General features: G+C 39.8%; 23 protein-coding genes. 9 read left to right on the forward strand and 14 right to left on the reverse strand.

Annotation, left to right across the window (positions count from 1 at the left end):
* Positions 1-387 (forward strand): GntR family transcriptional regulator, encoded by a 387-nt coding sequence (locus FPV17_RS16400; RefSeq protein ID WP_035397644.1) that lies wholly within the window; start codon positions 1-3, stop codon positions 385-387.
* Positions 374-1,069: an ATP-binding cassette domain-containing protein gene (locus tag FPV17_RS16405; RefSeq protein WP_144559482.1), complete on the forward strand. Its 696-nt coding sequence runs from the start codon at positions 374-376 to the stop codon at positions 1,067-1,069. Before FPV17_RS16400 ends, FPV17_RS16405 begins: the two co-directional genes overlap by 14 nt.
* A 4-nt stretch (positions 1,070-1,073) precedes the next feature.
* On the opposite strand, the gene FPV17_RS16410 is transcribed toward FPV17_RS16405, so the two are convergent.
* Positions 1,074-1,838 (reverse strand): MBL fold metallo-hydrolase, encoded by a 765-nt coding sequence (locus FPV17_RS16410; RefSeq protein WP_035397646.1) that lies wholly within the window; start codon positions 1,836-1,838, stop codon positions 1,074-1,076.
* Between the two features lie 100 nt (positions 1,839-1,938).
* Here FPV17_RS16410 and FPV17_RS16415 point away from each other — a divergent pair, with 100 nt between their 5' ends.
* Both FPV17_RS16415 and FPV17_RS16420 read left to right on the forward strand, forming a co-directional pair.
* On the forward strand, positions 1,939-2,442 hold the full coding sequence (locus tag FPV17_RS16415) for an Rrf2 family transcriptional regulator (RefSeq protein WP_144559483.1): 504 nt from the start codon (positions 1,939-1,941) through the stop codon (positions 2,440-2,442).
* 17 nt (positions 2,443-2,459) lie between these two features.
* Positions 2,460-3,305 (forward strand): metallophosphoesterase, encoded by an 846-nt coding sequence (locus tag FPV17_RS16420; protein WP_144559484.1) that lies wholly within the window; start codon positions 2,460-2,462, stop codon positions 3,303-3,305.
* Between the two features lie 49 nt (positions 3,306-3,354).
* Here FPV17_RS16420 and FPV17_RS16425 read toward each other — a convergent pair whose 3' ends face one another.
* The 5 genes from FPV17_RS16425 to FPV17_RS16445 form a co-directional block, all read right to left on the reverse strand.
* Complete coding sequence (locus FPV17_RS16425) at positions 3,355-4,017, reverse strand: type 1 glutamine amidotransferase domain-containing protein (RefSeq protein WP_144559485.1); 663 nt, start codon at positions 4,015-4,017, stop codon at positions 3,355-3,357.
* 190 nt (positions 4,018-4,207) lie between these two features.
* Positions 4,208-5,017, reverse strand: coding sequence for a sugar-phosphatase (yidA, locus tag FPV17_RS16430; RefSeq protein ID WP_144559486.1), 810 nt, complete (start codon positions 5,015-5,017; stop codon positions 4,208-4,210).
* Positions 5,018-5,049: 32 nt separating this feature from the next.
* Complete coding sequence (locus tag FPV17_RS16435; protein ID WP_035397664.1) at positions 5,050-5,988, reverse strand: ribose-phosphate diphosphokinase; 939 nt, start codon at positions 5,986-5,988, stop codon at positions 5,050-5,052.
* Positions 5,989-6,115: 127 nt separating this feature from the next.
* The gene (locus FPV17_RS16440) at positions 6,116-7,213 is read right to left on the reverse strand and encodes a Gfo/Idh/MocA family protein (RefSeq protein ID WP_144559487.1); all 1,098 of its coding nucleotides are present in this window, start codon (positions 7,211-7,213) and stop codon (positions 6,116-6,118) included.
* A gap of 142 nt (positions 7,214-7,355) precedes the next feature.
* Complete coding sequence (locus FPV17_RS16445; protein WP_144559488.1) at positions 7,356-7,985, reverse strand: D-Ala-D-Ala carboxypeptidase family metallohydrolase; 630 nt, start codon at positions 7,983-7,985, stop codon at positions 7,356-7,358.
* 148 nt (positions 7,986-8,133) lie between these two features.
* Between FPV17_RS16445 and FPV17_RS16450 the strand changes: the two genes are divergently transcribed.
* Entirely contained in the window at positions 8,134-8,463 is a 330-nt protein-coding gene (locus FPV17_RS16450) for an SCP2 sterol-binding domain-containing protein (RefSeq protein WP_144559489.1), read from the forward strand.
* 53 nt (positions 8,464-8,516) lie between these two features.
* On the opposite strand, the gene FPV17_RS16455 is transcribed toward FPV17_RS16450, so the two are convergent.
* The gene (locus FPV17_RS16455) at positions 8,517-8,699 is read right to left on the reverse strand and encodes a CsbD family protein (RefSeq protein ID WP_035395297.1); all 183 of its coding nucleotides are present in this window, start codon (positions 8,697-8,699) and stop codon (positions 8,517-8,519) included.
* Positions 8,700-8,762: 63 nt separating this feature from the next.
* Positions 8,763-9,725, reverse strand: coding sequence for a Gfo/Idh/MocA family protein (locus FPV17_RS16460; RefSeq protein ID WP_144559490.1), 963 nt, complete (start codon positions 9,723-9,725; stop codon positions 8,763-8,765).
* A 167-nt stretch (positions 9,726-9,892) separates the two neighbouring features.
* Here FPV17_RS16460 and FPV17_RS16465 point away from each other — a divergent pair, with 167 nt between their 5' ends.
* From FPV17_RS16465 to FPV17_RS16480, 4 genes are all read left to right on the forward strand, one after another.
* A complete protein-coding gene (locus FPV17_RS16465) occupies positions 9,893-10,141 on the forward strand; it encodes a YuzB family protein (RefSeq protein WP_035395299.1) in 249 nt (82 codons plus the stop codon).
* A gap of 132 nt (positions 10,142-10,273) precedes the next feature.
* Positions 10,274-12,025: a LytS/YhcK type 5TM receptor domain-containing protein gene (locus tag FPV17_RS16470; RefSeq protein WP_144559491.1), complete on the forward strand. Its 1,752-nt coding sequence runs from the start codon at positions 10,274-10,276 to the stop codon at positions 12,023-12,025.
* Entirely contained in the window at positions 12,022-12,756 is a 735-nt protein-coding gene (locus FPV17_RS16475; RefSeq protein WP_035395301.1) for a LytR/AlgR family response regulator transcription factor, read from the forward strand. Before FPV17_RS16470 ends, FPV17_RS16475 begins: the two co-directional genes overlap by 4 nt.
* 138 nt (positions 12,757-12,894) lie before the next feature.
* On the forward strand, positions 12,895-14,346 hold the full coding sequence (locus FPV17_RS16480) for a carbon starvation CstA family protein (protein ID WP_144559492.1): 1,452 nt from the start codon (positions 12,895-12,897) through the stop codon (positions 14,344-14,346).
* A gap of 32 nt (positions 14,347-14,378) precedes the next feature.
* On the opposite strand, the gene FPV17_RS16485 is transcribed toward FPV17_RS16480, so the two are convergent.
* From FPV17_RS16485 to FPV17_RS16510, 6 genes are all read right to left on the reverse strand, one after another.
* Complete coding sequence (locus tag FPV17_RS16485; protein ID WP_246117050.1) at positions 14,379-16,034, reverse strand: alpha-keto acid decarboxylase family protein; 1,656 nt, start codon at positions 16,032-16,034, stop codon at positions 14,379-14,381.
* Positions 16,035-16,856: 822 nt separating this feature from the next.
* Positions 16,857-17,342, reverse strand: a complete 486-nt coding sequence (locus tag FPV17_RS16490; protein ID WP_144559494.1) for a GNAT family N-acetyltransferase — start codon at positions 17,340-17,342, stop codon at positions 16,857-16,859.
* A 363-nt stretch (positions 17,343-17,705) separates the two neighbouring features.
* Positions 17,706-19,253 carry a glutamine-hydrolyzing GMP synthase gene (gene guaA, locus FPV17_RS16495; RefSeq protein ID WP_144559495.1) on the reverse strand — a complete coding sequence of 516 codons (1,548 nt, stop codon included), beginning with the start codon at positions 19,251-19,253 and terminating at the stop codon, positions 17,706-17,708.
* A gap of 205 nt (positions 19,254-19,458) precedes the next feature.
* Positions 19,459-21,639 carry a transglutaminase TgpA family protein gene (locus FPV17_RS16500; RefSeq protein WP_144559496.1) on the reverse strand — a complete coding sequence of 727 codons (2,181 nt, stop codon included), beginning with the start codon at positions 21,637-21,639 and terminating at the stop codon, positions 19,459-19,461.
* Complete coding sequence (locus tag FPV17_RS16505) at positions 21,629-22,813, reverse strand: DUF58 domain-containing protein (protein WP_144559497.1); 1,185 nt, start codon at positions 22,811-22,813, stop codon at positions 21,629-21,631. Before FPV17_RS16505 ends, FPV17_RS16500 begins: the two co-directional genes overlap by 11 nt.
* On the reverse strand, positions 22,810-23,778 hold the full coding sequence (locus FPV17_RS16510; RefSeq protein WP_144559498.1) for an AAA family ATPase: 969 nt from the start codon (positions 23,776-23,778) through the stop codon (positions 22,810-22,812). The genes FPV17_RS16505 and FPV17_RS16510 overlap by 4 nt, the downstream gene beginning before the upstream one ends.
* Positions 23,779-23,811: the final 33 nt, after the last annotated feature.

Below are 23,811 nucleotides of genomic sequence, written 5' to 3' on the forward strand. Positions count from 1 at the left end.
ATGAATATATTGTTTAACAACCGTGAACCCGTCTACATTCAAGTCATTCGACATTTTAAAGAACAAATCGCACTCGGTCATTTAGTCGCTGGTCAAGAGATCCCCTCTCGTCGTGAACTTGGCTCAACGTTAAAGATTAATCCGAACACCGCCCAACGTGCTTATAAAGAAATGGAGGAACAACAATTGATTGAAACGGAACGGAATAAACCAAGTCGTATTACGCAAGATCAAGAGATTCTAAACCAAATTCGAGCGGAACTAATTCACGAATCCGTCGATCTCTTTCTCGATTCTATGAAAACAATCAATGTGTCTGTTGATGAGCTCATTTCAATTATTCGCAATCGCTATGAGGACGGAGGTACATCCCATGATTCACGTTGAAAAGCTTTCAAAATCATTTGGTCGTAAGGTGATTTTTGATCAAATTCGTTTCACTGCCGAAAAAGGGGAAATCACTTGTTTGATTGGCATTAATGGGGTGGGGAAAACAACGTTACTAAAAGCTATTGCAAACTTAACGCCTGTTAACAGTGGCCAGGTTACAATTGACGGCGAGCCGCTGCGAGCACAACAGTATCGGGACATTGTCTTTATTCCAGATGTACTTCCTATGGCACCTAGTTTTTCGATCCAAGAAGCCATTGACTTTATGAAAGACTTTTATCAGAATTGGAATAATGAGCGCTGTAGCGAACTGCTTACATTCTTTAGGCTAGATCAGCATCAAAAGCTTAGTCATTTATCGAAAGGGAATGTTGCAAAAGTCAATCTCGTTCTCGGTTTATCAGTAGATTCCTGCTATATTTTAATGGATGAGCCTTTCTCTGGTATTGACATTTTTAGTAGAGAAGAAATTGCCTCGCTCTTTTCAAGCGGATTTCTTGAAGACAAAGGAATTTTAGTGACGACCCATGAAATACGTGATATTGAGCACCTAATAGATAAAGCCGTATTATTAAAAGATGGAACAGTAGTGAAGGAGTTCTATACAGAAGATTTACGACTAGAAGAAGGCAAATCGATTGAAGATGTGATGAGGGATATTTATATAAACCATGGCTAGAGGATTATCCTCTAGCCACTTCTTTCACTTGATAATCTGTTGCAACTTGAAAACCTTTTTCTTTGACTTCATTAGTAGGAAAGGTCTCATCCAAATGCATGCAGCAAATTGCGTGACGTTTCGCTGTTGGGATAAGGTCTTCAAGCTTTGAAAGCGAAAGATGCACGTTCCCAGGATAGTCTAAAAAGGATGTATCTTGGTAAACCATCTGATAAAAATCTTCATTCATCCGGTTTAAAACAGGTTGGGGTATGTTTTTTGCATCGCCACTATAATAAAAATGTTCGTTTTTCGCTTGGTGCACACATTCATAGCTATAACACTCTAAATGTGGAGCGTGTTCAGCAGGAAAAGCCGTTACATTGTATGGTCCAAAAGCCGAGTCTTCCTCTAATGATTGCCAAATGGCCTGTCCTTCTTCAACGCCCATTCGCATCAGTAAATCTTTTGCATGCATAAGCAATGTCCGTGGTGCCTTAATGCAGAGCTTCGCCTTAAAGGCTGGCGCCATTTTTATGTAGGAATAAAAAATAAAATCTCCTAATGAACCAATGTGATCGGGATGGGTATGGGTTAACATAACCGTTATTCTTTCAACATTTTCTAAGACACGAAAGCGAAGAAGTCGTTCAAATGTGGCACTCCCACAGTCAAACATGCCTAACTCCTGATTATGATAAAAATATCCGCCGTTATTTCCTAACGCTGTATGAAAAGCACTACCGCATCCTATAAACGTTAGTGGTGATGTGAATCCTTCATCTGACAATGGCTATCCATCCTCTCTTTTTTAAAAAGCATTTGCGTTGCTGTCTTGTTCACTTTATAGTAAAACAAAGAGCAATTTATTAAAAGGGTGCGATCCAATCATGAAAGTAAAAAGTGGTGTTGAGCAAGCGGTTTGTATACTTGTTATGCTTGCGACGCAATCAAATCAACAATATGTTAAAAGCGATACCATCTCGACACGATTGCATGTCTCACCATCTTATTTAAAGAAAGTGATGCGCAAGCTTGTCGTTCACGAATTAATTAAATCGACACCAGGAAACAGCGGAGGATTTTCACTAGCGCGTCCAGCTGAGTCGATTACGATGCTTGATATTGTACGAGCTATTGAAGGAGAAGGCTCTTTCATGAAATCAGAAGGTTTAATCGAACGGGTCTTTCCAGAAACTGATGCTGCTAAAATTGGCTCTCTACAACTTGAAGCTATTTTTTTCGATGCACAAGATGCTTATTTTCATTCACTAAAAAAAGTCTCGTTAAAAGACGCTTTGCTGTCAACATTGAATCGAGACAGCATTCAGCTTGTGGATTGGAACGATTCATTTGGACAAACAGATATTGAGAAACTTCAGAGTGAACGTTAAGAAAAGGAGCTATCCTGTTGTTTAGTCGCAAAACCATTCTTGTGTTACTCCTTCTATTCATTGTAGCCATATACTTTTTCTATACACAAAACCACAGAATCGTCCTGTCCAGTCATTCAATCGAAGTAGCACAAATGGATGCTGAACACAATGGTATCACCATCGTCCATTTATCTGATCTACATTCAGCAGAATTCGGTGAAAAAAATGAACGTCTCATACAAATCGTACAGCAAGAAGACCCGAGCTTCATCTTCATGACCGGTGATTTGATTGATTCCTATACGTCGAACAATGGAGAAGGCGTTGATTTAATGAAGGAATTGGTTTCCATTGCACCAACCTATTATGTAACTGGAAATCACGAATGGCGCTTAGGTATTGTCGAGGGGCTAGAAGAGACACTTGATGAAATTGGTGTAACGGTACTAAGAAATGAATCATTAACGATCGAGCACGAAGGGTTTTCTTTTCAACTAGTCGGTATTGATGATCCTGATTCTAGGGGGACTGCTTCTCCAGAAGAGATCGTAAGGGATTTATTGGATGAAGCGATTCCAGCTACTGCAGCAGATTCTTATACGATACTCCTGTCCCACCGACCAGAAGTGTTTTCGATCTATCAAGATTCAAGTGCAGACTTGGTGTTTTCAGGGCATGCTCATGGGGGTCAAGTTCGCCTTCCTTTTATTGGCGGTTTACTTGCTCCTGGTCAAGGGCTTTTTCCAGAATATAGCGAAGGCTTATATGAGGAAGAGGATACTAAAATGATTGTGAGTAGAGGCTTAGGAAACAGTCTTTTTCCCCTTCGCTTATTTAATCGACCGGAAGTTATTCGAATTGATCTTCAACCCCCTTCATAAGTAAAGGCAAAAAAACACACTCCGTTAGGAAATCGGAGTGTGTTCTTTGTTATATCGCTTTAATAAATTGTTTTGCCGTTTCAATGGATGATTGTGGATTTTGACCCGTCACAAGCTTCCCATCAGCGTATACATTTTCTTCCCAATCTCCTTTACCTACGAATAGAGCGCCCTCTTTTCTTAGACGCGTTTCTAATAGGAAAGGCATTTGATTGACTAATTCAACGCCTTCTTCTTCTGTATTCGTGAAGGACGTCACTTTTCGATTCGCAACAAGAAACTCACCATTTTCCAGCAATACGCCTGTTAGTGCTGCCGGTCCGTGGCAAACAGCTCCAATCACTTTATCCGCTTCATAAAAATCACGTAATAGTTGCTGGAGTTCTGGGTTGTCTGCTAAATCAAACATCGCCCCATGACCACCAGGCATAAAGATCCCATCATAATCAGCTGATTGAATCTCTGCCAATGGAATGGTTCGCTTTAACATCTCCGCTAGTTCATGCCATTGCTCAGGAATGATGCCATTCTCTAAACTGGCATCATCGATTGGTGATTCACCACCTTTTGGGCTTGCAACTGTTACATGGTAACCAGCTTTAGTAAATTCTTCATACGGCTCTGTAAACTCCGATAACCAAATTCCTGCAAACTGTTCATTATTCATTTTTGCGCCGTTTGTTACGACCATTAGTAGTTGTTTTGTACTCAAGATGACCTCTCCCTTTTTGTCTGCTACTCTTCTCTTCCCTTACCGTTTCTTCATTAAACAAGAAAAAGAAAGACAACATACGATTTACGCATTCATCATCATGCTAGCGGACAGACCTCTACTCACCTGCTCTCGTACAAAAAAGAAGTGCTCGATTAAGGTTAGAGACCTTAACGAACACCCCTCTCGGTTAATTCAACACATTCATTCGAATAGCATGTGCAACGCCATCTTCGTTATTTGACTTTGTAATATAATCAGCCGCTTCCTTTAATTCAGGAATGGCGTTTTCCATTGCTACGCCACAGCCTGCAAACTGTATCATCGACAAGTCATTCCCATTGTCTCCAATACACATGACTTCTTCTCGTGTGATGCCAAGCTTGCCTGCTAGCTGTTTGACCGCATTTCCTTTACTTGCCTCCGGATGGAGAATTTCCAAGAAGAAAGGAGCGCTTTGAACCATTTCATAACGTTCTTTTAATGAAGCTGGAATCGCCGCTTTTGTTTCCTCAAGACGATTTGGTTCATCAATGAACATGATCTTTGGTATGACAATATCTTTATCAAGTTCTTCCTTTGTTCGAAAACTTAGAGGCACTTGTGTAACATACGATTCATATATGGTATAAGGCGAAACGTCCTTATTAAATGTATATAACTTCGCTTGATCAAAGAAATGCATCGGTGTTTGAAGAGCTTCTGCCGTAGCAGACAATTCAAGTAAATCTTCATAGTGTAACGTTAGTGAGACAACATTTTCATTTGTATGCGTGTTTTGTACAAGTGAACCGTTGTACGCAATCACATAATCATCTTCATCCGTTAATTCTAATTCCTTTAAGTAGCGCGTAACGCCCCCAAGCGGTCTTCCTGTGCATAAAACAACCGTTACTCCAGCTGCTTTAGCCTCTTGTAACGCAGCTTTCACTCCTGGGGTTACGTGATGTTGATCATTTAACAACGTTCCATCCATATCAATGGCAATTAATTTATACATCTCTCTACTCCACTCCTTATTCACAAGCGAACTTATTGAAACAACGTGCTAACAGATTGTTCCTTATAAATTCGATAGATCGCATCAGCTAACAAACCTGCCATTGATAAAATGGTCATATTATCAAGCTGTTTTTCTTTAGGTAATTCAATCGTATTCGTCACAACAATTTCTTTTATTGGTGCAATGGCTAGCCGCTCGATTGCTGGTCCTGTCAGTACTGGATGGGTACAACACGTGTACACATCTTTAGCACCGTTTTCCACCAAAGAATGAGCAGCTAATGTTACCGTTGCTGCTGTATCAATGAGGTCATCAATAATAATGGCATCCATTCCTTTTACTTCACCTACAATGTCAATCGCTTGCGCAAAACCAGGTTCAGGTTGACGCTTATCAACAAAAGCAATCGGTGCATCAATATATTCGGCTAGCTTCCTTGCTCGTCCTAAGCCCGATGTATTTGGAGCAACGACGACAGGATTCACAAGATTTTTCTTGATATAATGCTGTGCCAGCAACGGTATTCCTTGCAATGGATCCACAGGAATATTAAAGAAACCTTGAATTTGTGGAGCATGTAAATCGACTGTTACAACTCGGTCTGCCCCCGCAGTTTCAAGTAGATTCGCAATAAGCTTTGCAGCTATTGGCTCCCGAGAACGAGCTTTTCGATCCTGTCTAGCATACCCAAAGTAAGGTATAACAACATTAATTTCCCCTGCTGAAGCTCGTTTTAATGCGTCAATCATAATGAGTAATTCAATCACATGCTCATTTCCCGGCTGAGAAGTTGATTGTAAAATAAATACCTTAGCCCCACGAACACTTTCTTGAATATGAATTTGCACTTCACCGTCACTAAAGCGATTCACTGTGCATTCTCCAATTGTACAACCAAGTTGATCGGCAACTTCTTGCGTTAACAATGGGTTTGATTGAATGGTAAACAGTTTAAATTTATCGTTCATTACATAACTCACGAAACCGCCTCCTACTCGTCCTAAAATCGTCTTAATTGTAGCTTACTTTCGAGCGGAATACAAAGTGTTACACTACAAAAAAAGCGTTCCTCTAATAAGAAGAACACTTTCACTCTTAAAAACCTCTTGTCGTCATAGACAACGGCAATAATTCGGGGATGCTACATGTACTTACCATTTGATAATGCTTTTCTTCTATTGACGAACGTAAAATGCCGTGCATCGCTTCAAGCACATGATAAGCTAGTGCATCACTTGCACGATGGGCACGCTTTTCCTTAATTGCCGCAACCATATCTAAAACACCTAGACCTCGACTATTTTCTTGAAAACCATAAGTAAGCGGTACTTCTTGAAACGCAACCTCCCCTTGTTTCTTGAAGAAGAGAGGTCCTCCAAATGTATTTGGATCTGGCAATATAAGAGAACCTCTTGTGCCATGTATTTCTAAATTCGGTGTTTGTGATCCCCATACATCAAAGCTCGTAATTAACGTTCCGATTGTTCCATTCTCAAAGTCTACTATACTAGACAAATGTGTCTCTACTTCTACTTGCATTGTCTCACCAAAACGGGGAAGGGATGTAATGTTACGTTCCTCAAATGCCTTTCCTGTAGAGGATGTAAGTCGCTTAATCGGACCTAGTATTGATACAAGAGCTGTTAAGTAATAGGGACCCATATCAAATAAAGGTCCAGCACCTTCTTTATAAAAGAAGTCCGGGTTCGGATGCCAGCCCTCAGGTCCATGGCTCATCATAAATCCATTAGCCGATACTGGTCTGCCAATCCAACCATCTTCAATTAGTTTCTTTGCCGTTTGAAGGCCACCACCTAAAAAAGTATCTGGGGCAGCTCCTAAATAAAGATTTTTTTCCTTGGCTAGTTTTCTAAGCTCCTCCGCTTCAGTTAGGGACAATGTTAACGGCTTTTCGCCATACGCATGTTTCCCAGCTTCTAATGCACGTTTATGAACGGCATAATGAGCAGAAGGAATCGTTAAGTTAATGACAAGCTCAATTCGCTCATCTTGAAAGAAATCGTCCATTGATAAGGCTTCTATTTCTTTGTAATCAGCTGCTTTTTGAGTTGCTTGAGCCATATTTAGATCGGTACAGGCAATAATTTGTATATCATCAAACCGATTATTTAATTGAAAATAGATATCGCTAATATTCCCACAACCAACTACTCCAGCTTTTAAAACGCTCACGTGAAATCCACTCCCTTAAAATCCTAACGTTTATTATAGCGCTTTCAAGAACAAACGACAATAACACATATTGTCTATACAAAAAAGCACTAGGAGACGCTGTCGATTAGCCATTCGTCTCTCTAGCACTTTTCGTAGTAACTTATGGCCAGTAATAGCCTCCACCCGTGGTTTCTGCTCGACTATCCACATGCGTAAATGTTTGATAAATAATGATGCCACTAAACCCACAAGTCCGTGCAGTATTTGCTTTCCTTGTTGGTGTTGTTGACGATGAGACATCTGCTGCTGATCCATATAAATGCTGACTGTTACTTGCTCCACCTACACTTGAATTATGACTGCGACTACGGAAGCCGGAGTTTATCGTTAATGGGATGTTCCCTAATTTGCGCCTCTTTGCCTCAAGTTTATACATTAAACGACGGACATTTTCTTGTACTTGAGTAGCCGATACTGCGCCTCCTGTAAACCTTGATCCATCTCTTGAATGAAACTCACTCCAGTTAAAATGTCTGGTCGAACCGTCAGCTGCTTCAAGATTGTTTAACGCGGTATGCGTTTGTGGTCCAGCAACTCCATCAGCAGATAAGTTGTAGCTTGATTGAAACCTACGAACAGCTCCTTCTGTTGCTGGTCCAAATTGACCGTCTACAGTAATATGAGTTCGACTTGCTGATGCAGCTGCATAGCCTGCCACCCGAATTTGTAATTCTCGAACATCATTCCCACTCATGCCACTTCTCAGTGTTCTCGTCCATTGATACGCCATCTTTATACCCCTCTTCTTTGATTTAGCAAGCGCTTGCTGTTTTTTAAAGAGAAGCAAATGAAGAAAAATAAAACGATGTAAAAAACTTTTCACCCACTATCATGTACGATATAATGAATGAATAATCATTCATAAAAGGAGATGTAGCATGAAGACAGAAGAGAAATTATATGCCCTCGCAAATCAAATAAACAATCATCCTGACAACATTCGTGATTTTAATCGTTCTTACCAATTTGAACTAAAACCAGAAGCTCGTTATAGCGTGACGTTTTCTAATGGCGCTGTAACGATTGAAAAAGAACCTATAAAGAACGAAGAAGCCTGTATACTGAAATTGAGCGAAGCGAACTTGCATAAGCTATTAGAGGGAAATTGGAATCCTACTGTCGCTTATATGACGGGACAATTAAAAGTAGATGGTGATGTCCGTCACGCCCTTAAACTCCATGAGATCGTCAAACAGTACACAGGATGAACACGAAAAAACCGACCTCGCTTATTGAGAGTCGGTTTTCTAACATGGAAAGCTTATTCGTTTGTTTTATTTTTGATATCACCTTTAGTATCTTGTACTTCGCCTTTAACTTTATCTTTTTTTCCTTCTGCTTGCATTTTTTTATTATTCGTAAGGTTTCCTACTGCATCTTTCACAGCACCTTTTGCTTTATTGCCAGCACCTTTTGCTTTGTCTCCAGTTCCGTTATCACTCATGAAAAACGCCTCCTTCTTGTCTATTTCTTTATATAGACGTTTTCCAAGGTTTCTAAACATTTATCAAGAAGAGCTCTGTTGACTCCACTGATGGCGCACTTCATCCATTAACGTCATCACATCGGTTGAATAGGTTAGATAGGATTGATCCATTCCACTAACGCTTGATTCCATTGCTTTAATTTCATTCACTAATGCTTCCGCAGAGAGACCTGCTTTTATAACCTCTGAATTCCCATCATGCCATGTTAATGTAGCTTGTTCAGCACGTGGAAAATCGTCTACTGTAATAAAACCGTTCTCACAGGCAATTAATCCACGCTTTGGCATTTTCCCTCGAAATGCAAGCGAAATGGTTACAATTTCATCGGTTGGTGTTTTTAGTACAATGGCCGATTGTTCATCTACGTTTGTTTCAGCTGCTTTCATTGTTGTTAGCACTTGCGTAGGCTGCTCTGAAAGAAAGAAACGAGCAAACGATAATGCGTATGTGCCAATATCCAAAAGCGCACCACCAGCTAAATCCGGGTTGTAAAAACGATTGCTCGGATCAAATGGTTTACGACTTCCGAATGTCACATTAATCGTTTTAACTGAACCTAATCGATTGCTTTTCATTAAATCCTTCAGTGTATGATACAAAGGCATATGATAGATGGTCATTGCTTCCATTAAAATAAGGTTGTTCTTCTCAGCAAGCTGGATAAGTTCCTTTAACTCCCCACCATTAATAGTAATCGCTTTTTCACATAATACATGCTTCCCATTCTCTAGAGCTTCTTTTATGTATTTATGGTGACTCGCGTGTGGTGTAGCCACATAGATAATATCTATTTTTGGATCTGTCATTAACGATTTATATTGACCGTACGCTTTTGTGGCACGATGTTCACTAGCAAATGTCTTTGCTTTTTCGATTGAACGAGAACCGACAGCGTACAATTCCCCATGATAGGATGTTAATGCATTGGCAAAGTCTGCTGCAATTGAACCGAGACCAAGAATACCCCAATTGTATGTATTCATAAAATAACCACTCCTTCTTTCAATACGTTCATTGTACAGAAGACGAGAGGGAACGACTACTAAAACGTATTGATCGACAAGCCAGGCACTAGAATTCTATCTAGTCATCCTATATAATGAACTATTGACTTCTTCTTACATGCATACAAGTCGAAAGGGTGGAACACATGGGCATAATTGTTGTGGAAGTCTGTGATGGAAACCTGATGAGTCGAGTAGACCTAGAAAATCTATTGGAGTCAGAGTACCCAGAAGTTGCCGTCATGGATAATGAATGCCTTTCCTTTTGCGGGCTTTGTGCGGTTAGACCGTACGCAATTGTAAATGGTACCCGTATTTTTGGTGCCACCGCAGAAGAATGCATATCAAAAATAAAACACCGTATTGAGTTGGAGCTTGCGTTGTACGAGCTTTAATTTATAAATAAACGTCACATACCGTGGCGTTTTTTCACTGCTTTCACTTGATAAACACATACATAGTCGACTACGTTTTTCATTATAGGCAACACTAAAAATGATTTTAACGAATGTATAGGAGTTTAACCAATGTTTGAATTACTTCTTCTTATGCTAGAGAGGCTTGGCCTCATTGTCATGCTTGCTTTTATTGCCACACGATTTCGCTTTTTCCGCAAGATGGCTTCTTCCATTGAATTATCTATTAAGCAAAAAACAACTGCCATTTTATTTTTCGGAGTGTTTGGCATTATTGGAACCTATTCTGGGGTGACATTTCAACCAGAGTCACTTGCATTAGAACGCTTTACCTTCGCCATTCCAGATGATGCGGCCATCGCTAATTTTCGTGTTATTGGCGTCATGCTCGCTGGCTTATTTGGAGGTATGAAAGTTGGTTTAGGTGCAGGCTTAATTGCTGGCATTCACCGAATGATGCTTGGCGGATTTACAGCGGTAGCGTGTGGCGTCGCTTCCATTTTAGCTGGTGTATTAGCGGCCTATTACCGAAAAAAAAATCCCCAAGTCATTTACCAACCACTACACATTATGATCCTTGGTGCTTTAGCAGAAGCCATGCAAATGGGGTTAATCGCCATTCTTGCTACACCAACAACGAGAGCGATTGAACTTGTACAGCTTATTGGAATACCGATGATTATCGCAAACGGGATTGGCTGTGTATTGTTCTTTCTTATAATTCAAAGTGTATCAAAAGAAGAGCAAAAGGCAGGGGCGTTGCAAGCGCAGAAAAGTTTGCGAATTGCTGAACAAACACTTGTTTATTTAAAGCATGGCCTGAGCAACCAATCTGCCTTTAACGTGTGCACGATTCTGTATAAAGAATTAAATGCTTGTGCAGTCGCTATGACGGACCGCAGCCTTATTTTATCCCATATTGGTGTAGGAGCCGATCACCATAAAGCAAATATGGTGATCCAAACGCAGTTAACATCAGAGGTCATGAAGCAGAAAAGAATGATCATTGCTAGTGACGACGAAATACATTGCAAGGAATCTCAATGCCCGTTAGGAGCAGCTGTTATTGCACCGCTTATTATTCGCGATAACGTTGTTGGAACGTTAAAGTTTTATTATCATTCTAAAAAAGACATTACAGCCCTTGAGACTGAAATGCTTTCTGGACTGACAAAATTGCTGAGCAGTCAGCTTGAATTAGCTGAGGCCGACCGAGCATACCAGTTAGCAAAAGATGCTGAGGTAAACGCACTTCAAGCGCAAATTAGTCCGCATTTTCTCTTTAACACACTCAATACTGTTATTTCGCTTATTCGACTAGACCCTAAAAAAGCAAGAACGATGCTACACTCATTATCGCAGTTTTTACGTCACAACGTTTCTGCTACAACTGTGACTTTTCACTCTTTAAAAGAAGAACTTCAGCATATACAAGCTTATTTATCAATTGAAGAAGTGCGGTTTGAAGATCGTTTATCAGTTACGTATACCATTGAGGAAGAACTACAAGCCGTCTCCATCCCCCCATTAACGTTGCAACCTTTGGTGGAAAACGCCGTTAAACATGGCTTTCGCAATAAACGCTTTAACTGTGAACTTACCATCCACGTATTTCATCATGGTGACAAGGTTGGACTACGTGTACGTGATAATGGTGAAGGGTTCGACGAATCGATGCTAAACCTAAATGAACGTGGACAAAAGACTGACTCAAGCACAGGAATTGGTATCTACAATAGTAATAAACGCTTGCAGATGATGTTCGGAGAGTCTGCCTCACTCCGTTTCAGTACGGAACTTGGAAAAGGCACGACGGTTGAATGTTATATTCCAAAATCAACTCGAAAGGAGACGGTAGAATGACGATTACTAAGATACGAACAATTATTGTTGATGACGAAAAATATGGACGTGAAGAGCTCCATTATTTACTCCGAGTTTTTCCGAACATTGTTATCGTTGGTGAAGCTCAATCGGGTACAGAAGCGATTGCCAAGGTGATGGAATTGCAGCCAGACCTGCTCTTTCTTGATATTGAGATGCCAGAAATGAACGGGAAAGATGTGGCGACCATCATTAAGCAGATGAAGCAACCACCTTATATTGTTTTTGCTACTGCTTATCCACAGTTCGCCGTTGACGCGTTTCAACTACAAGCAAAAGGCTATCTTGTCAAGCCCATTGATGAGGTACAGCTCGCTGAAACCATTTCACAAGTAGAAGATGCTTTAGATATAAAAAGCACACAGGAAAAAACAAACCTAACAGCAAAGCTCGCTGTTGATAAAGAGGATACCATTCATTTTCTCGATCCTGAGTCCATTCTTTACGCATATCGAGACGATAAAAATACAAAAGTCCAAACAAACATAGCCGCTTACGAAAGCAAGTTAACGTTAAAAGAGTTAGAACATCGACTCGCTCCCTACGCTTTTTTCCGGGTTCACAAAAGCTATTTAGTGAACACTGCCTACATTTCAGAAATGAATGCATGGTTTAATGGAGCGTATCAATTAACGTTAACAGGCGTTTCAGAACAAATACCAGTAAGTCGTAATTATGTCAAACCATTGCGAAAAATGATTGAATTATAGAGCCGACACTTTGGCTCTATTTTTCTGCATGTTGATCACTAATTTTGACATGTTACGACAAAATCAGCCTTTCTGATGGTAAATCCCTTACAATACGACTATGAAAACGCATTCACTCATGGTGAAGGGAGAACAATTATGATTACTTTTTTAATTGCTTTAGCCCTCTTATTTGTCGGCTACTTTACGTACGGCAAATTTGTAGAAAGAGTTTTTCAACCTAAAGCAGAGCGACCAACTCCAGCTTATACACAAGCTGATGGCGTTGATTACTTGCCAATGGGTAAAAATAAAAATGCTTTAATCCAATTAATTAGTATTGCTGGTGTTGGTCCGATTTTTGGACCAATTATGGGAGCGCTTTATGGTCCTGTAGCATTCATTTGGATCGTACTAGGTTGTATTTTCGCTGGTGCGGTTCACGATTACTTAACTGGTATGATTTCCATCCGAAACGGTGGTGCTCATTTACCTGAACTTGCAGGTCGCTTTTTAGGAAAAGCGATGAAGCATGTCGTAAACGCTTTCTCTATCTTACTATTATTACTTGTTGGTACGGTGTTCGTTGCATCACCAGCGGACTTACTTTACGATCTTGTAAATGGTTCAGTACCTGTTCTGATTTTTGTTATTTTCATTTTCATTTACTTCTTATTAGCAACGATCTTACCAATAAATAAAATTATCGGCAGTGTTTACCCTTATATTGGTGCATTATTATTATTTAGTACAGTTGGTATTGGGATTGCCCTCGTTTGGCATCAAGCTCCCATCCCAGAGCTCTCGTTTGAAAACACACACCCAGCAGGTGCGGCTATTTTCCCACTCTTATTCTTAACCATTTCATGTGGAGCTTTATCTGGGTTTCACGCAACACAATCACCAATTATTTCGCGGACAACGCAGAACGAAAGTCAGGGGCGCAGAATTTTTTACGGAATGATGATTGCAGAAGGCATGATTGCGATGATTTGGGCTGCTGCTGCAATGAGCTTATTTGATGGTCCGATTACACTAAATGAATTAATTAATACCATTGGTACAGGTGGTATTGTGTCTGAAATCTCAACAGCCATGTTAGGACCGATTGTCGGTACACTCGCTATATTAGGTGTCATTATTCTGCCAATCACTTCTGGAGATACAGCTTTCCGAAGTGCACGAATGATCATCGCCGACTATATTAAAGTCCCACAAAAGAAAATGATGAATCGAATATGGATTGCCATGCCTCTATTCATCCTGTCTATTTTCTTAACAACCGTTGATTTCACCATGCTTTGGCAATACTTTAACTGGGCAAATCAATCAACAGCCGTTATCGCACTCTGGATCGGCGCTATGTTCTTATATATCTCTCGTCGAAATTACTGGATTGCTATTTTTCCAGCATGGTTTATGAGCGTAACAGCAACAACGTATATTATGAATGCACCGATCGGGTTAAACCTATCCATGCAGACATCTGTCATCATCGGCGTCGTGTTCACTATCTTTTTAACGATCTTATTCTTCAAGGCTGCAAGCAAGCGCCGTGGGAATAATCACCCGTTAGAAGATGATGTATCGAATTGGAAGCAGAGCGCATAATTCAAAAAAAGAGGAGTACGGATGCTTCATCCCTACTCCTCTTTTTTAAATGCTCTTATTTGTTTTACATAATCAGGTGCATCCATTGGATCATCGACTACAATCTCCACTACACATAAACAGTCATTCTTTTCAATTTGACGAAGCACATGTTGTAGTTCTGTTGTTGTTTTAGCTTTAAAATGTGTAGCACCACCACCGAAGCCTTCAAGTAGAGAGCTATAGTTCCATGTTGGAATATCGTTATAAACTTGTTCCTTTGTTTCTGTGTTCAAATACCTCTCAATCGTATAACCAGCATTATTTAACACGAAGATAATAGGTTTACAGTCATAATAAAGCATGGAACTTATTTCCTGAACCGTAAGCTGCATTGACCCATCACCTGTAAATAACAACGTTCTACGATTAGGTTCTGCGATAGAGGCACCAAATGTAGCTGCCGTTGCAAATCCTATTGATTGCCATCCGCCTTGCTTTAAATAACTAACCCCTTTTTTCATTCGAGCTTGGGACATACCGTAGAAAAACGTTCCTGTCTCCACGATAACGATATCTTCTTCCTTGATAAAATCTTGCAAGATTGGATAATAATTAGACGCACGTAAAGCTTTGTCTTCTGTTTCCAATGCTGTAGCATAAGGGAAAGTAATTGGAGAAGCTACGGTATCTATTGAAATTTCTAACGTCCCAATTTCTTTTAATACATCATAGGCTTTCACATTCTCATACGTAGCATGCTCTACCCTTACATAGTGTGGTTGTATATCAATTAACTGCTCTTTCTTTAAAGAAGCTGTAAAATTAGCTGTATTTGTATCCGCCCAAACAAGTCCAACAGCGATGACACAATCTGCATGTTCTACTCGATCCCTTACTTCATGGCTCCCAAAATCACCTGCATACATACCGATGTACTGATCTGAGCTTTCATCCACTGAGCCTTTTCCATATACCATGCTCGCTACTGGAATACGAAGTGATTCTGTTACTTCCTGAATTAGCTTTTCCAATTCAAAACTTTTCACTTTCGTATCAACTAACAAAATAGGCTTTTGACTGTCACTTACTTTTTTTTCAATGTGGCGCATCGCTTGTGCAAACGTTTCTTTATCCGTTTTAAAGCGTAAAATGTCTTCCGCTTCCTTCTCTGTTATCGGTTCATTCGCATGATCATCTGCCACCATCATGTAAACAGGCTTTTGATAATCTTTTGCCATTTGTATCGCTTTTGCTACTTCCGTTTTTGCGTTGGAAGGTGTAACCACCGTACTATAAGCTGAAATTTCAGTAAACATCCGTTTGAATACATGAAAGTCCCCGTTCATTAACGTATGGTGCACGTGTAACCCTTTTGCTTGTTTGTCATAGTCAGGCGCTCCGACAATATGGATAATTGGGATGTTCTCGCAATTCGCACCCGCTATCGCGTTCGCTGCACTTAATTCCCCAACGCCAAACGTTGTTATAAGGGCAGAAATTCCATGCAAACGTGCGTATGCATCAGCTGCATACCCAGCATTTAATTCATTTCGGTTGTGAATAAATTGTAAGCCATCTGTTCTTTCAAGCGTATCGAGTAAAGCAAAGTTATAATCACCTGGAACACCGAACACATCTCGAATTCCCTCATTATACAAAGATTCATACAAGTAGTCTCCAACAGTTTGTTGGTTAGCTCTATCCATGATTCGTCTCCCTCCAGTCATCTTACAGAACCTATACCCTAATCTCGCATTTGCACACCTTTTATTACATCCATCAAAACAGTTCCAATGATCTAATAAAAAATAGTTATTTTTTCCTTTTTATAGAAGGTATTTAACAATTTATGCAGAATTATCTATATGCAAAACCATTTTTCGACGAAAATACTGCACGCTCTACTTCTTTAGACATACACAACTTCTCGTGTTGCTCTGTTCCTCTACCTTCCTTGGCCTTGTAATCCTTACCCTTTAGTCTCTGTTAGTTTGTAATCCAATAGGAAAGGAGGTGAGTGCTTATGTAAAAGCACAACCCCCGCACTAAAACCGCATTCTGTAGAATTACTTCTACACTCCTCCTGCTTCACAAACGATGTATGGTGCCAACCTCTTCCAGCATTCTCTTACTCGTAATGGTCTCTTCCTCCATGACCAATTTGTAAACTTATTCGGAACGTTTTATAAAAAAAGAGCTCTACTAACCACAATACAGCGGTTCTTAGAGCTCTTTTTCATATAATCATTCTGGTTTTCTGTTCAACGAAATGATGACGGCTAACAAACATATGCGCATAGGTATGAGCTTCATGTCTTACGTTAATCGGTGGCTTAGTACTTACAATCTAGCAAGAAATGCAATAGCTAGCTCCTAAAAGTAATTTAATCGCTTTTGCGGGTTTCAGCATTACAATATCTTATTGCCTCAAAAATTAAGACTTATAGCTCTCTCCGAAATCACTCCCTCTCACACCTATAAGGGTTGCTATATGAGCATGTTAGAGTAAGAAGAATAAATATGATTGCTTATAAATTTTTAATACAATAAATAGCTTGCTCTTCTCCAAACCTTAGTACGGTTTCTTGTAATTTCATACCTAGTTTTTCTAATAGTCTACAAGATGCTTTATTCGCTAGCTGTGTTTCAGCAACAATTTCAGTTAAGTTTAGTTTATGAAAAGCATAGTAGATAAATTCTTTAACAATTTCGGTAGCATATCCCTCTCCCCACCATTTTGGGAGCAACTGATATGAGACTTCAGTTGATACGCCATCGTAATGAGTGTCTAAGGAAATTAGCCCTATGAACCTATTTGTATCGTTCTCTCTAACCACAAAGTATGCGGAATCTTTCGAGGATAAATTCATCTCATTAAACCTTACTTGAATGGACTCCTCTTTCAAAGTACCTCCAAGATATTTTCTTACACTCTCATCAACATAAAGTAATTTTACATCTTCATAATCATCTTCTTGTAATTTGGAAAGCAAGCATCTATTTGTTTTTATCACGAATCTACCCTCCTAAAATAACCTCTTCTCTTTTTTTTATTTTTGATGGAATTCTTGTTGGTTATCCTTTAAAGCTCTGTTGTCAAACTTTTCTCCCTATAATCTCACGTAAGAGTCCTCTCATTATTAAAGGCCTTCTTAGGCATGAAGGTAGTGAAACGACATAGGCCTTTATATTCAAACAGTAACGTTGAAGCTACTCATAAATTGAAAGGTGTTGGGTATCGTTCTCCAACAAAGAAAAATCCTTCGCCTAAATATCAGTTCACTTTTAGCTTCTGTTTGAAAAACTACAATAAAAGTGCAGTAAAATAAGAAGAGCCAAAAACCCTTGATAGAAAAGGGTTTCTAGCTCTCCTGCGATTATTCCCACTCAATTGTGGATGGTGGCTTGCTCGTTACATCGTAGACGATGCGGTTGACGTGTGCAACTTCATTAACAATACGTGTTGAAATGATCTCTAACACATCCCAAGGAATACGTGCCCAGTCAGATGTCATCCCATCAATGGATGTTACAGCACGAATGCCGACTGTATAGTCATACGTACGTGCGTCACCCATAACGCCAACACTTCTCATGTTCGGTAGTGCAGTGAAATACTGCCAAATTTCGCGCTCAAGACCAGCTTTTTTAATCTCTTCACGAAGGATCGCATCACTTTCGCGAACAATCGTCAGCTTTTCATCTGTAATTTCACCAAGAACACGAATCCCTAAACCTGGTCCTGGGAACGGCTGACGCCAAACGATTTCGTCTGCAATGCCTAGCTCAGAACCTAGCGCACGCACTTCGTCTTTAAATAAAGCATTTAAAGGCTCGATTAGCTCAAATTTCATATCTTCTGGTAATCCACCTACATTGTGGTGTGATTTTATCGTTTGAGCTGTATCTGTACCTGATTCAATAATATCTGTATAGAGGGTCCCTTGTGCTAAGAAGTCCATTTTCTTGTCTTTTAACTTAGCTGCTTCTTCATCAAAAACATAAATAAATTCATTCCCAATAATTTTACGTTTTTGCTCCGGATCTGTTACGCCTCTCAATTTCCCTAAGAAACGATCTGCTGCATCGATTTTGACAACGTTCATGTTGAAACCTTCACTAAAGGTTTCCATAACGCTTTCTGCTTCGCCTTTACGTAGCAAGCCGTGGTCAATAAACATACACGTTAATTGATCCCCAATTGCTTTATGAAGAAGCACTGCAACAACAGAAGAATCGACGCCACCGCTTAATGCACAAAGCACATGACGGTCGCCCACTTGCTCACGAATCTTCCTAATCTCTTCTTCAATGAAATTCTCCATTGACCATTCGCCTTTTGCTTTACAGATTTCAAAAGCAAAGTTCTTTAATAAGTCATTTCCAAATTCGGAGTGACGTACTTCTGGGTGAAATTGTACACCATAAAAGCGTCTTGATTCATCGCTCATTGCAGCTACTGGACATGAAGGGTTCGATCCATCAACTGTGAATCCTTCTGGAGGAGCAATAATTTTATCACCATGACTCATCCAAACCGTTTGTTCAATTGGCAACCCTTTAAATAAATCTGATTGATTTTCCACTTTTAAAACAGCTTTTCCATACTCACGATGAGATGCTTTTTCAACTTTTCCGCCAAAATGATGGGTCATAAGCTGAACACCATAACAAATACCTAGGATTGGAATACCTAACTCATAGATGGCAGGATCGCAAGAAGGTGCTCCTTCTACGTATGCACTATTTGGTCCGCCAGAGAAAATAATTCCAATAGGATTCATAGCCTTAATTTCTTCGGCAGTGATTTTATGTGAATGTAGCTCACTATAAACCCCTAAATCACGAATTCGTCGTGTAATTAGTTGATTGTACTGCCCTCCAAAATCAAGGACAACAATCGTTTCATGATTCGTCACTTGCATCTTATCCACCCTTTACCATATAATCTATCTTTTATTTAAAAAGTTAAGAAGCTTCCCATGCAAACAAAACGGCTACAAAAACAATGAATGACGCTCCATTGAATTGCAGCCCTAACGTTGCGCTAGCTTTCAAACTCTTTTTAGTATGTGCATTCTTTCATACAGTTCATTCAAATTTAATCATAACAAGCAAGTAAACGATCGGTCAAGAAGTGATTTGATTCAGCATCTTTTTCCAATTTTCATCAAATTTATTTTTATCGAACCGTTGGTTATCGTGACTATAAATATACCGTTCATACACCTCTACCAAACGCATCATTGTTCGATCCTCTAAGCCTAATTCATTCTCTACATTATGAGCATATTCTTTCAATGTTTGATGGGATTGTCTCTTGATTCCGTATAGATGCAGTACCCACATTAATCGCTCAAATGACGTCGCATAGTCGTCTACCGTTTTAGCCGTTTGTTGTTTTGCCTTAATATAGCGTATTGCAAACGTTTTTCTAAAAAGAAACACGACAATCGCTCCTACAAGTGCAAGTGCTAAACTACCAAAAACAAAAAGACCGGTTGTTCCACGCTCTGTTTGCGCAGATGTCTCTGCCACTTCATCCTCTTGAACGTCTTCTTGCTGGCTTTCTTCTTGCTGTTCTTCTGAATCATTTTGATCTTCTGAAGTCGGAATGTCTTCAGCTTCATCTACATTTGAATCCACTTGTTCTTGTTCAAATTCAAATCCAGAAAAACTGGGTGTTGGTTCAAATGAAACCCATCCAGCACTTGGAAAATACACTTCAACCCATGAATGCGCGTTGTTGTTTGAAATTAAATATTCCTCGTATTCATCATTTACTTCAACTCGTTCTCCTTCAGTAAAGCCTTTTACCCATCGAGTAGGTATATCAAGGGTACGAAGCATGACAGCCATTGCTGTTGAGAAATTATCACAATACCCTCTTTGTGTCTCAAACAAAAATTGATCAACATAATCTTGATTTCCACTCGGCACAGGTACATCTTCTGTTTCATACGAGAATGACGGACCACGTAAATAGAGCTCAATGGCCATCACTTGATCATAAACCGTGTCTCTACCTTCAGTCAGTTCTTCAGCAAGCTCCCTCACTCTATCGGGCAGGTCATCTGGTAGTTGCGTGTAAAGATCCATTTCAAGATCAGAGACTTGATCATCTTCTCTTAAACCAGCGACTTGGAACGTTTGCTCATAATACGTTACATCGTATTGATTCGGTGGAGCTTGTCCATCTACTAACGTTGCTTGATTGGAAATCGGATGAATGACAATCGCTTCTGATTCACCTGTGTTCATCAGCTCAAGTTCACTGGACACCAGCTCACCAGGGTAAAAAAGATGGTTAAATCGTTGCTCTCCCTCACCATAAAACTGTAGTTGAGCTTCTTTTTCTTCACGAATAACAGAGATTAGCTCTTCCTCTTGTAATGGTGGAGTTTGGCCGGTATCATTCGTATCGTCCAAAGAAAGTTCCCAGCCTGAGCCTGTATACACATTTTTCGCCTCCCCTTTCCAATAAGAGCCTTCCTCTATACGGGCATAAAAGACTGGGGTATCGTCGTCTACAAAACCTCCACCTAACCTACTGTCATCTTCACTGTAGCCAATGCGCTGAGTTGGTGTACCACCGCTTGAAAAACCGAGGATGGATTCAAGATACGGTACAGGATCAGACCACTGCGGCTCGGGTTTTGGCATCACAAAGCTAATAGCGGCGGCAGTTAGAATAAAAATGCTGCTAAATGCCATCACCTTACCTAATCGGCCAAAGGAAAAAGCCGTATTTCCTTCCCCATTTTTCAATACTCGCAATGTGACAAGTAGTATTAGGCCAACCACAAAAATGCGTACAATAGATGCATCTCCACTATATTCAGTAAAGGAGTCAATCGCACCTACATAAATAATACTTACAATTAGAAACAGCAAAATTCTACGAGCATGAATAATCCAGTAATGGAGCAAGTAGCTTAATATTGACAATAAGACAATAAAGAGAAACGTTCTAAAAAGAGCAGACAATTCGACGACATTTCCTGAAAGAATAAAGACACTGTTTTCAAAGAAGTGTTGTGCCAATAAAGCAAACCAAGAATCCGATGAGCCAGGCTCAGGTGGGAATAACCAGAACAAGGCACCGATAATGATGACTGCTCTGAGAAAAAACGATACGATCATGGGTAAACGTACTAATGTAACGAGAAAAAATAGCCCTGAAATGGTAATAAAAGCAGGAATATCGCCGCCATTCGTAATATAAGGAACTGGGTATAGCCATTCTAGCAGCAAAATAAAACCGAGAGCATACAAAAAAACATCTCGAAATAAAAAGCTTTTAGGCTCCATAAAATTCACCCCTTTGACGATCCTCAGTATGTTGATATTGGGGGATAAAGACCTGTCCTCCTGCTTTGCTCACCTCAAAAACGGCTTCTTGTGATAGGGCTTCTGTGGTAACGATAAATACGCGTCGTTGGTGCGAGACGTTTCTTCGAATAACATCTATCGCCATTTCTGAATAGCGAGGTGTCACAATGAAACAAATCCCTTGATCCTTTTCTAAATGAGGGAGAGTGGTATCATTAGTGGGGACTGGATTAATTAATGCAAACAATCGTAAAGAATGCCTCCAATCGTTGAACGTGACAAAAGTACGAATCCATTCTTGATTGTACACATATATCGTTGTATGAACATGGTCCTGGATGAAAGCTGCATGAATAGATACAGCCTCTTTTATGCTTTCTTCATATTGTATAGGATCCTCTAGCGCATCCACCTCTTGTGCCACATGTACAATTTCCACATGCTGGTCTTCTTCTGTTTCAAATTCTTTTGTTAAAAGTCCATTCACACCAGCAGAACGCTTCCAATCAATTTTACTTAAACGATCTCCCGAAATATACGGACGAATACTTGAGAGGACATCATCGTGAAAGCCTTTATGGAAATGGTCGGCTTTATTCGCATATGCAAATAACGCTTTTTTATTTGTAATGGGGTAAAAAGCTGGCGATATCACAATTTCTGTATCGGAATGTAACGTTCGTTTTACACTTATTAACCCAAACAGATCGTTGGCGTGTACAATCGTTTCATTGAATTGATAAACCCCACGTTGTAATGCCTTTGCTTCATAAGAGAGCATTAACTGTTTATCGAATGAAAAAGAAAACAGTTGATGGTTTCTCTCCGATACAAATGTTTCAGGTGTGGTGTCAGACAAATGATAATAGAAGAATGGCGTATAGACAGGTTTTTCTACGATCACATCAATAGTTAGAACTTCTCCAACTTCAATGTTACTTTCCGTAACCGTTCGCTTTAGCTTTAGTCCAATAATGGATAAGAACGGGATGATACTAGAAAAAAGAAAAACGACGACTAGACCGTAAAATAAAAACCAACTAACAAATCCACCTTGAAACATTGCAAAGCTAAACGACAGCAAAAAAATGGCGATGGCAAGAATCCACCTAAAAAGAAAACGGCTCGTTTTGCTTAGCGAGGAGGTCTTCATTTCACTTTTTCCTTTTTATCGACTAACGGGACGCGAATATGGGCGATAACGTCCTCTAGCACCGCATCTACCTTTTTCACTTTTAATAGAGATTCATTGGTTAATCGGATCCGGTGTCCAAGTACGGATAAAGCAATATCTTTTACATCGTCAGGGCTCACATAATCGCGACCATTAATGAGTGCATTGGCTTGACTCGCTTTCATAAGCGCAATGGTTGCTCTTGGACTAGCACCGAGCTCGATATCTCGATTGGTTCTTGTAGCATGTATTAGGTTAACAATATACGTTTTTACACTTTCATGAATAAAAATATCCCGAGCTACCTTTTGCAGTTCAATGACTTGATCTAAATTAATGACAGTTGTAATGGCATCAATTGGATGCTCTCTTTCAACTCGATTCAGTAATTCCAATTCTTCTTCCACAGTAGGGTACCCAAGATGAATCTTAACTAAAAATCGATCAAGCTGTGCCTCTGGCAAAGGGAATGTTCCTGCATATTCAATTGGGTTTTGAGTTGCAAGAACGAAAAAGGGAGCATGAATGTGCATCGTCTCACCATCAACTGTCACATTTCCCTCTTCCAATGCTTCAAGTAAAGCAGATTGTGTTTTAGGTGAGGTACGATTAATTTCATCGGCAAGTACGACATTTGCCATAATAGGTCCTGGTTTAAATTCAAATAATTGAGTCTTTTGATTATAAATGGCGGCACCTGTTACATCGGAAGGTAATAAATCTGGTGTAAATTGAATTCGCTTAAATTCTCCACCGATGGTTTTTGCCATTGCTCGTACAAATACAGTCTTCCCCACACCTGGTACGTCTTCCAGCAGCACGTGACCACCTGCAAGTAAGGCTACTAATGAGAGTTTAATCTCTTTACGCTTGCCAATAATTACTTTTTCAACGTTATCAATAATTGTGTCTATCGTGTTAATGTACGAATGGAAAGTGGTCATGAATCCTGTTGTCCCCCTATAACTGCACTTTTT

It is taken from the genome of Shouchella miscanthi (genome assembly GCF_007725405.1).
In the GTDB taxonomy this organism is placed as follows: domain Bacteria; phylum Bacillota; class Bacilli; order Bacillales; family Bacillaceae_D; genus Shouchella; species Shouchella hunanensis.

Bases quoted from the DNA above. Each gene is read 5' to 3' on its own strand.
- FPV17_RS16400 (WP_035397644.1), top strand. From the start codon at position 1: ATGAATATATTGTTTAACAACCGTGAACCCGTCTACATTCAAGTCATT.
- FPV17_RS16405 (WP_144559482.1), top strand. From the start codon at position 374: ATGATTCACGTTGAAAAGCTTTCAAAATCATTTGGTCGTAAGGTGATT.
- FPV17_RS16415 (WP_144559483.1), top strand. From the start codon at position 1,939: ATGAAAGTAAAAAGTGGTGTTGAGCAAGCGGTTTGTATACTTGTTATG.
- yidA (WP_144559486.1), bottom strand. From the start codon at position 5,017: ATGTATAAATTAATTGCCATTGATATGGATGGAACGTTGTTAAATGAT.
- FPV17_RS16435 (WP_035397664.1), bottom strand. From the start codon at position 5,988: ATGAACGATAAATTTAAACTGTTTACCATTCAATCAAACCCATTGTTA.
- FPV17_RS16445 (WP_144559488.1), bottom strand. From the start codon at position 7,985: ATGGCGTATCAATGGACGAGAACACTGAGAAGTGGCATGAGTGGGAAT.
- FPV17_RS16450 (WP_144559489.1), top strand. From the start codon at position 8,134: ATGAAGACAGAAGAGAAATTATATGCCCTCGCAAATCAAATAAACAAT.
- FPV17_RS16455 (WP_035395297.1), bottom strand. From the start codon at position 8,699: ATGAGTGATAACGGAACTGGAGACAAAGCAAAAGGTGCTGGCAATAAA.
- FPV17_RS16460 (WP_144559490.1), bottom strand. From the start codon at position 9,725: ATGAATACATACAATTGGGGTATTCTTGGTCTCGGTTCAATTGCAGCA.
- FPV17_RS16465 (WP_035395299.1), top strand. From the start codon at position 9,893: ATGGGCATAATTGTTGTGGAAGTCTGTGATGGAAACCTGATGAGTCGA.
- FPV17_RS16470 (WP_144559491.1), top strand. From the start codon at position 10,274: ATGTTTGAATTACTTCTTCTTATGCTAGAGAGGCTTGGCCTCATTGTC.
- FPV17_RS16475 (WP_035395301.1), top strand. From the start codon at position 12,022: ATGACGATTACTAAGATACGAACAATTATTGTTGATGACGAAAAATAT.
- FPV17_RS16480 (WP_144559492.1), top strand. From the start codon at position 12,895: ATGATTACTTTTTTAATTGCTTTAGCCCTCTTATTTGTCGGCTACTTT.
- FPV17_RS16485 (WP_246117050.1), bottom strand. From the start codon at position 16,034: ATGGATAGAGCTAACCAACAAACTGTTGGAGACTACTTGTATGAATCT.
- guaA (WP_144559495.1), bottom strand. From the start codon at position 19,253: ATGCAAGTGACGAATCATGAAACGATTGTTGTCCTTGATTTTGGAGGG.
- FPV17_RS16500 (WP_144559496.1), bottom strand. From the start codon at position 21,639: ATGGAGCCTAAAAGCTTTTTATTTCGAGATGTTTTTTTGTATGCTCTC.
- FPV17_RS16505 (WP_144559497.1), bottom strand. From the start codon at position 22,813: ATGAAGACCTCCTCGCTAAGCAAAACGAGCCGTTTTCTTTTTAGGTGG.
- FPV17_RS16510 (WP_144559498.1), bottom strand. From the start codon at position 23,778: ATGACCACTTTCCATTCGTACATTAACACGATAGACACAATTATTGAT.